The organism is Micromonospora inaquosa (assembly GCF_003857055.1).
GTDB classification, from domain to species: Bacteria; Actinomycetota; Actinomycetes; order Mycobacteriales; family Micromonosporaceae; genus Micromonospora; species Micromonospora inaquosa.
The window spans coordinates 1-7,695 of sequence record NZ_QGSZ01000406.1 but is presented as its reverse complement, the minus strand read 5'-3'; the positions used below and the strand labels follow the sequence as shown (position 1 = coordinate 7,695).

The following is a 7,695-nucleotide window of genomic DNA, read 5'->3' as shown; positions in this document are numbered from 1 at the left end:
GCCTCGACCGGTGTGCTGTCCTCGACCGGGTCGGTGAGGTCGCGGGACTCGATGATGGTGCCCTCGATGACGATGGGCGTGAAGCCGCGGCGCGGCGCGGGTGGCCCGGAGACCGGTTCCGCGACGGACGCCGGCAGATCCTCCGCCGGCCCGAACCGGGACGGCCGGTCCCGGGGGATCGCCTGCGTCGCCTCCGCAGACGGGCCGGGCCGCCCAGGTGCGCCGGTCAGTGGAGGCTCACCGGTCACCCGGAACGCACGGGTGGGCTCCTCGGCCAGCGGGTTGTGCCGGCGCGGAGGCAGCGGCTGGGTGACCTCCTCCTCGCCGGATGGCGGCGCGTCCAACCCCCGGGACGCGCCGAGGCCGCCCTCCGGCCGACGGATCGGCTGGGTGGCTGCCGGGTCCGCGGTCATCTGGAAGGCCCGCGTCGCCGTGTCGTCGGCCGTCGCATCAGCTGGGCGGCGGCGAGGAAAGGGCTGGCTGCCTCGCCCGAACCGGGTCGGCGGGGCCGCCCGGTCACCGGGACGACCCCCACTCGGGGCCGGATCGCGGGCCGGGCTGGGGTCGAAGAAGGAGCGCCGAGGTGCCGCCTGGGGGCCACTGTTGCCGCTGCCCGCGGCGGGGCCTTCGACGTCGGCCGGCCGGGGTGCCGCCGGCCAGCCCATGCTCGGCCCGGGCTGATCGGTGGTGGGGCTGGCGGACGCCAACGGGGTGAACCGGGACGGCCGGCCGGAGCGGGGCAGGGCTCCGGTGGCAGGCGCCGGCCGGGGCGGCTCGGTCGGGTGCCGCTGGCCAGCGGCGGGCAGGTCCTCGTCGCCGGGTCGGCGCGGCGGCTCGGCGGGAACGGTCGGCCGGGGTGCCGAGGCTGGCGCCGCCGCGGCACCCATCCGGGGTGCTCCACCCCGCGTGGGCGTTCGGGCTGAGATCGGAGCGCTCTCCGGCCCGGACGAGGTCGCCGCCGTCGCCGGAGGCGATCCAGCGGCCGGCGCGGCGTCCCGAGGTGGCATGCCGGGCCGGGTCCGGGCCAACGTCTCGGCCCGCTCCAGCCGAGCGCGGGCACCCATGGCACGCCCGGGCAGTCGCACGTCGCCTCGGGACAGCTGCGACACGAACCAGGCCGGCAGGTAGCCCTCGACCGGCAGACCCGGATTGACGGCGAGCCACCACTCGTGGTTGGGCCAACTCGCCGCGAGATCAGCGAAGGGGATGCGACGGTTGCTGCCGGCGTGATCGCCGAGGCACGCCCGCAGCGCGGCGGCGGAGGTGAAGGCCAGGACGTGGGTCCGGCCGCCGGTGGTCCAGGTGCCCCATCCGGCGGGTGGCTGGCCGGGCCGCGTCGGCGCGGAGACCGGCAGCAGCACATCGGTGCGGGACAGGAGCCGGAAGTAGAGCTCCTGGTCGTTGGCGCGCAGCGCGTCGCGCATCGCCACCTCGGCCTCCGTGGCCGGCTCCCATTCGGTCACGGCCACCTCCCCTTCCGAGAACAGGCCACAGGTATCGCGTACAACCTACAAGGTGGCACCAAGATCACAATGGCTGGCCGGCGGCGGTCTGCCGGAGCGAGGAGGAGGCGATAACATCCCGTTCCGGAGCCGACACGATACGGAGGGTGTCGATGTCCCGATCGATCACGCGCCCCGTCCTCGCAGGTCTGGCCGCCAGCCTGTTGACCGTACCGGCCCTTCCGACCGTCGTTGTCGCCGCCGGGCTCCGGGCGGCACCGGCGGCCTGTGCGACCCCACTGGCCCCCGTCCGGCCGGTCGCGGCCACGCCCTGGCCACAGCAGCGGTACGACCCCGCTCGGCTCGCGCCACTGGCCACCGGTGCCGGAGTGACCGTCGCGGTGGTCGACTCCGGGGTGGACCGGGTGCACCCGCAGTTGGCTGGGCGGGTGCTGGCCGGCACGGACCTGCTCGACCCCGGCGGGGACGGCGGTCGGGACTGCGCCGGGCACGGCACCGGTGTGGCGAGCATCATCGCGGCGGCACCTCACGCCGACGTCGCCTTTCGCGGGCTGGCGCCGGGTGCCCGGATCCTGCCGGTGCGGGTGAGTGAGCAACAGGTGGTGCAGGGGCGGGAGTCGGGGCGTACGGTCAGCGCCGACGAGTTCGCCCGGGCCATCCGGTGGGCCGTCGACCACGACGCCGACGTGGTGAACCTGTCCGTGGTGCTGTACGCGGACGACCCGGACGTCCGTGCGGCGGTGCGGTACGCGGTCGACCGGAACGTGGTGCTGGTGGCCGCCGCCGGCAACCTGCGCGACAGCGGGAACCCCCGACCGTTCCCCGCCGGTTACGACGGGGTGCTCGGTGTGGGCGCGATCGGGGCGGACGGCGGACGGGCGACCTTCTCGCAGACCGGCCCGTACGTCGACCTGGTGGCACCGGGCAGCGAGGTGCTGACCGCCGCCCCCGGTGCGGGCCACCACCGGGTCGAGGGCACCAGTTACGCGGCGCCCTTCGTGGCCGCCACCGCCGCCTTGCTCCGGGAATACCGGCCGGAGCTGACCGCCGCCCAGGTGGTGGAGCGGATCATCGCCACCGCCGATCCAGCTCCCGGCGCGGGCCGGGGCGGCGGGTACGGCGCCGGGGTGTTGAATCCCTACCGGGCGGTCACCGAGACCAGCGGCGGCCGGCCGGCCGGTGCGCAGCCGGTCGCCGCGCTCGCCGACGATCGGGCCGACCCGGCGCAACTCGCCCGCCAGACCCGCCGCGCCGCCGCGCGGGACCGAGCCCTGCTGGTCGGCGCGGTGGTCGGCATGACGGCGGTCACCGTGGCGCTGCTGGCCCTGGTGGTGCCCCGGGGCGCCCGTCGACGCTGGCGTCCGGCCGGCCCGGCCTGAGCTCGCCCACCCACAGCCCTGACCTCCGACCGGCTGCGGGCGGGGCGCTGACCCGGACACGGTCAGCGCTCCCGGCCCACATCACTCACTGGAACAGCCCGGTGTTCTTCTTTTCGGTGTCCAGGTAGTCGGTGGCGGAGTCGTTCACCGCCAACCTGATGTCACGCAGCATCGCCTGGAGGTCCTGCGAGGCCGAGCGCCACCGCGCCTGCCGCTGCTCGTAGGCCTGCCGCGCCTCGCCCGCCCAGCTCGCCACCAGCGGGGCGGCGTCCCGTTCGAGTTGCCCGAGTTGCGTGTCGAGGGTGTTCAACGCCTTCTGAATGTCAGCGCCGGCCTGCTGTAGCGCGGCGAAGTTGACGACCAGCACACCATGGTCCATCGGATTCCCTCCCCAGTGGGATCAGAGCGGCAACTGGATGCCGCCGCGGTTGGTGCCGGCCACCCGGCTGGCCACCTCGTCGTCGGATACGTCGTACTGCCGGCCGGCGGTGCGGATCGCACCGGCGGTCTCCCGCAGCGCGCGGTGCAGCGCGGCCTGGTCCTGTGACCACTGCTGCTTGACCTGCTCGAACGAACGGCCACCAGCGCCACGCCAGGCCTGCTGCAACACCTCCAGCTCGGCCAACAGGCCGGTCAGCATGGACTGCAACGACTGGTCCACCTGCTCGAACTTCGCGGCGGTCTGCTGCATGACCGCGGCTTCTGCCTTGGTTTGGGACACCCGGACGTCACCTCGTCTCTCGGATCGCACGTGGCCGTCGACGCGCCCACCCTGGGCGACGCGTCGTCGCTTGGCCCGGTCGTCGAGCACTGAGACACGGGTCAGCGAAGGACTTCGTGGCTGACGGTAGCGACCTCGTAGCAGTTCTGCTACCCCACGCGTCTCCCCTGTGGACAACCGAGCGGCCATCGGTCGCTTACGATGTGCCGCAGCCACGTCGCGGCGCGTGACGGGCCGTCGGACGGCGGCCGGCCGCCCGACCCGGTCCCCACTGGTCGAGGAGGCACGGTGCCGGCGATCACCACCGGAGGGCCGCTCCCAGCGACCCCGGTCGGCCCCGAGGCGGGCACCGCCGCATCCCGACCCAGCCGCCGGTCGCCGGTGGACCGCTGGGTCGCGGTCGGCCGCCGCGCGGGCGCACGAACGCGAGCCGGGCAACTGGTCGCCGCGCAGGTCGCGGCAGCGCTCGTCCTCGTCGCCCTCGGCCGACCCGCACCGGTCGTCACGGTGGCCGCCCTGATGGCCGTGCTGCTGGTGGCGGCCGCCTGGGTGCCGGTTCGGGGGCGGTGGCTCTTCGAGTGGCTGGGCACCGCCATCGGGCACCTCACCCGTCGGCGGGCGCTGACCGGGCCGGCCGGAGCGGCCGAACTGCTCGACCTGGTCGCCCCGGGCACCGTCGTCCGCTCGACCGAGCTGACCGGAGGGCCGGCCGCCGTCCTGGAGGACACCACCGGCATGGTCGCGCTCCTGGAGCTCGGCGACCCGGGTGACCTGCTGGGTGACGCCTCCCAGGCGATCCCCGCCCCGGCCACGTTGCTCCCACCGGCCGGGCCGGACCTCCCCCCGCTGCTGGTCCAACTGCTGCTCGCCGGTGCACCGGCACCGGTGCCGGGCGCCGGCGGCACGGTCGGCACGTCGTACCGGCAGCTCACCGACGGGCGGCTCGCCGGGCGGGAACGGGCGGTGGTGGCCGTCCGGGTGCTGCGGGTGAACGGCTGGTCCGAGGAGGACCTGCGCCGGGTGCTCGCCGGCACGGTCCGCCGGATCGTCCGACGCCTCGGGTCGTTGGCCGCGCGGCCACTCGGGGTGCCCGCGGCGCTGCGCGTCCTCGGCGAGTTGGCCCACCAGGACGGCGAACCGGTCCGGGAGACCTGGCCGGTGATCCGTTCCGGCTCGCTGGTCCAGGCCACCTTCCTACTGGTCCATTGGCCCGACCCGGGCGGTACGGCTGGACGCCGGTTGGTGCCCCGCCTGCTCGCGCTGCCGGCGACGACCACGACGGTGTCCATGTGCTCAGGTCCGGCGCAGACGATGACGATGCCGTCGGGTCCGTCAGCGACCAGCGGAGTGTCGACCGAGCTGACGGTACGCGTGGCGGCCGGGACGGCGACCGAGTTGGCGGCGGCCACCGAGGCGTTGATCCGCCTGGTGACCGACCTGGGCGGAAAGCTGCGACGGCTCGACGGCGCCCACCTGGACGGGCTGGCCGCCACGCTGCCGCTGGCGCTGACGGCGTCCGGAGCGCGGCCCCGCCCACCGGCGCTCGGGGCGCTGCCCGGCCCGACGGTGGACGACTGGGAGCTCTCCCTGGGTGACGCGGGTCTGATGGTCGGCACCAACCGGCACGGCCGGGCCGTCACCGTGCGACTGTTCCGGCCGGAGAGCACCCGTGTGCTGCTGGTCGGCGGGGTGCCCGCAACTCAACTGGTGGCCCTGCGGGCGCTGGCGCTGGGTGCCCTGGTGGTGGTGCAGACCGCCCGACCACGCGCCTGGGAGCCGTTCGTACGGGGGGTTGGCGCGCCGGGTGGCACGATCCCGTTGCTCCCGCCCGGTCGGGCGGTCGCCGACGGGGTGGGCACCGCGCTGCGTCCACTGCTGCTGATCGTGGACGCCGGGCCGGTGGCGGCTGAGGCCGCGCCGGGTCCGCCGTGGCGGGCCACACTGGTCGTACGCGACGAGCTGACCCCGGCCGATGTGGACGCGCTGAGTCGGGCCGATCTGGCGTTGCTCCAGCCGCTGACCTCCGCCGAGGCCACCCTGGCCGGCGCCGCGCTCGGGTTGGGCGGCTCGGCCGAGTGGCTGACCCGGATCCGGGCGGACATGGTGGCCGTTGTCAACCGCCGGGCGCTGCGCTGGGCACTGCTTTCCCCCACTCCGATCGAGGCGCAACTGATCGGGCCGCCGAAGCGCGGCTGATCACCAGGATGGCCGGCTGCCGGGTTACGTCAGTGCGTGGTCCGTGGCACGATCCCCGCCATGGGTTTTCTGAAAGGTCTGCTGATTCGGCTGGCCAGCACAGCTTTGGCTTTCTGGCTGGCCACGCTCCTCATCCCGGGCATCACTCTGGATTCGAACTCGGCCACCGAGACGGTGACCACGCTGCTTCTGGTGGCGGTGATCTTCGGTGTGGTCAACGCGGTTCTCCAGCCGATCATCAAGACCGTCGGCTGTGGCTTCTACCTGCTGACCCTGGGCCTCATCGCCCTGGTGGTGAACGGGTTGTTGTTCCTGCTCACGAGCTGGATCGCCGACCAGGCGGGGCTGCCGTTCTCGGTGGACGGTTTCTGGCCGGCAGCCGTGCTGGGCGCCCTCTTCGTGAGCATCGTGACCTGGATCCTCGGCGCCGTCCTCGACCGGGACTGACCGGCGACCAGCCAGCACCGACCCGGCCCGCCGGGCCCCCGACCTCGTCCGGGGCTCCGGCGGGCCGATGACCAGAGTTCGGGAATTTGCCGGCCTGAGCGCCCATCTCGACGGTTAGCGTCGCGGCATGTTCTCACTGACCTACACCGACGGCCACCTGCTCAGCACCGATCCGGCGCGGATCGATCTGGACCTGGTGCACGACTGGTTGTCCACCGACGCGTACTGGGCGCTCGGGCGGGACCGGGAGACCACCGAGCGGGCGTTCGCCGGCTCGCTGCCGTTCGGCATCTACCGGCCGGAGGACGGCCGCCAGGTGGCGGTGGCCCGGGTCGTCACGGACGGCGCCACCTTCGCCTGGCTCTGCGACGTGTACGTCGACCGGGCCGCCCGAGGTCGGGGGCTCGGCGGGTGGCTGGCGGGCGCGGTCCGCGACCACCTGGCCGAGCTGGGCGTACGCCGGATCCTGCTCTGCACGAAAGACGCACACCAGGTGTACGCGGGGGTTGGCTTCACGCCGCTGGACGTCCCGCAACGGTGGATGCAGCTCGACCGGCGGCCTCCGGTGACGCCGATCACCGGAAAGGAACAAGGCAGCACTACGCCCCTTACGGTGGAGGCGTGACGCCTCTCCGCCTGGGATACCTCTACGGCCTCGGCGCGTACCTGCTCTGGGGTTTCTTTCCGCTCTATCTGAAGTTGCTGCGACCGGCGGGTCCGCTGGAGATCCTGGCCCACCGGATCGTCTGGTCGGTGGTCTTCGTGGCCCTGCTGCTGGCGGCGCTGCGCAACGTCGGTTTCCTGCGGGCACTGCTGCGCCGCCCCTGGGCGGTGGCGGGGATCGTCGTCGCCGCCGCGCTGATCGCCGTCAACTGGGGCACCTACATCTACGGGGTCAACTCCGACCGGGTGGTGGAGACCGCGCTCGGCTACTTCATCAACCCGCTGGTCGTGGTGTTGCTCGGGGTGACGGTGCTGCGGGAGCGGCTACGCCCGACGCAGTGGGTGGCGCTCGGGATCGGCGCGTCGGCGGTAGTGGTGCTCACCGTGGACTACGGCCGGCTGCCCTGGCTGGCGTTGACCCTGGCGTTCAGCTTCGCGGGGTACGGCCTGGTCAAGAAGCGGCTCGGGCTGCCGGCGGCGGAGGGGCTCTTCGTCGAGTCGGCGGTGCTGGCGTTGCCGGCTCTGGGCTACCTGTGGTGGCTGACGGCGAAGGCGGACCTGGCCTTCGGGCACGTCTCGGCCGGACACACCGCGCTGCTGGTGCTGGCCGGCGTGGCCACGGCGATTCCACTGCTCATGTTCGCCGGGTCGGCCAACCGACTGCCCCTGAGCAGCCTCGGCATGATCCAGTACCTGGCGCCGATCCTTCAGCTCGGCTGCGGTGTGCTGATCTTCCACGAGCCGATGCCGCCGGCCCGCCTGGCCGGCTTCGCGCTGGTCTGGCTGGCCCTGATCGTCTTCACCGCCGACGCCGTCCGCACCTCCC

The 7,695-nt window shown here is 73.8% G+C and carries 8 protein-coding genes; 5 read left to right on the top strand and 3 right to left on the bottom strand.

Annotated elements, in window-relative coordinates:
- A partial coding sequence (locus DLJ59_RS36030; protein WP_208648958.1) for an SseB family protein occupies positions 1-1,463 on the bottom strand: 1,463 nt, incomplete at its 3' end.
- Positions 1,464-1,615: 152 nt separating this feature from the next.
- Here DLJ59_RS36030 and mycP point away from each other — a divergent pair.
- A complete protein-coding gene (mycP, locus tag DLJ59_RS36025; RefSeq protein WP_124778573.1) occupies positions 1,616-2,842 on the top strand; it encodes a type VII secretion-associated serine protease mycosin in 1,227 nt (408 codons plus the stop codon).
- Positions 2,843-2,927: 85 nt separating this feature from the next.
- Here mycP and DLJ59_RS36020 read toward each other — a convergent pair whose 3' ends face one another.
- Together DLJ59_RS36020 and DLJ59_RS36015 are read right to left on the bottom strand one after the other, a co-directional pair.
- Positions 2,928-3,221, bottom strand: coding sequence for a WXG100 family type VII secretion target (locus tag DLJ59_RS36020; RefSeq protein ID WP_124778572.1), 294 nt, complete (start codon positions 3,219-3,221; stop codon positions 2,928-2,930).
- Positions 3,222-3,242: 21 nt separating this feature from the next.
- Positions 3,243-3,563 carry a WXG100 family type VII secretion target gene (locus DLJ59_RS36015; RefSeq protein WP_030334170.1) on the bottom strand — a complete coding sequence of 107 codons (321 nt, stop codon included), beginning with the start codon at positions 3,561-3,563 and terminating at the stop codon, positions 3,243-3,245.
- 201 nt (positions 3,564-3,764) lie between these two features.
- Here DLJ59_RS36015 and eccE point away from each other — a divergent pair, with 201 nt between their 5' ends.
- The 4 genes from eccE to rarD form a co-directional block, all read left to right on the top strand.
- The gene (gene eccE / locus DLJ59_RS36010; protein WP_124778571.1) at positions 3,765-5,759 is read left to right on the top strand and encodes a type VII secretion protein EccE; all 1,995 of its coding nucleotides are present in this window, start codon (positions 3,765-3,767) and stop codon (positions 5,757-5,759) included.
- 60 nt (positions 5,760-5,819) lie between these two features.
- Positions 5,820-6,206, top strand: coding sequence for a phage holin family protein (locus tag DLJ59_RS36005; RefSeq protein ID WP_124778570.1), 387 nt, complete (start codon positions 5,820-5,822; stop codon positions 6,204-6,206).
- Positions 6,207-6,333: 127 nt separating this feature from the next.
- Positions 6,334-6,831, top strand: coding sequence for a GNAT family N-acetyltransferase (locus DLJ59_RS36000; protein ID WP_124778569.1), 498 nt, complete (start codon positions 6,334-6,336; stop codon positions 6,829-6,831).
- On the top strand, positions 6,828-7,695 hold an 868-nt coding region (rarD, locus tag DLJ59_RS35995), incomplete at its 3' end, for an EamA family transporter RarD (protein ID WP_124778568.1). The genes DLJ59_RS36000 and rarD, both read left to right, overlap by 4 nt.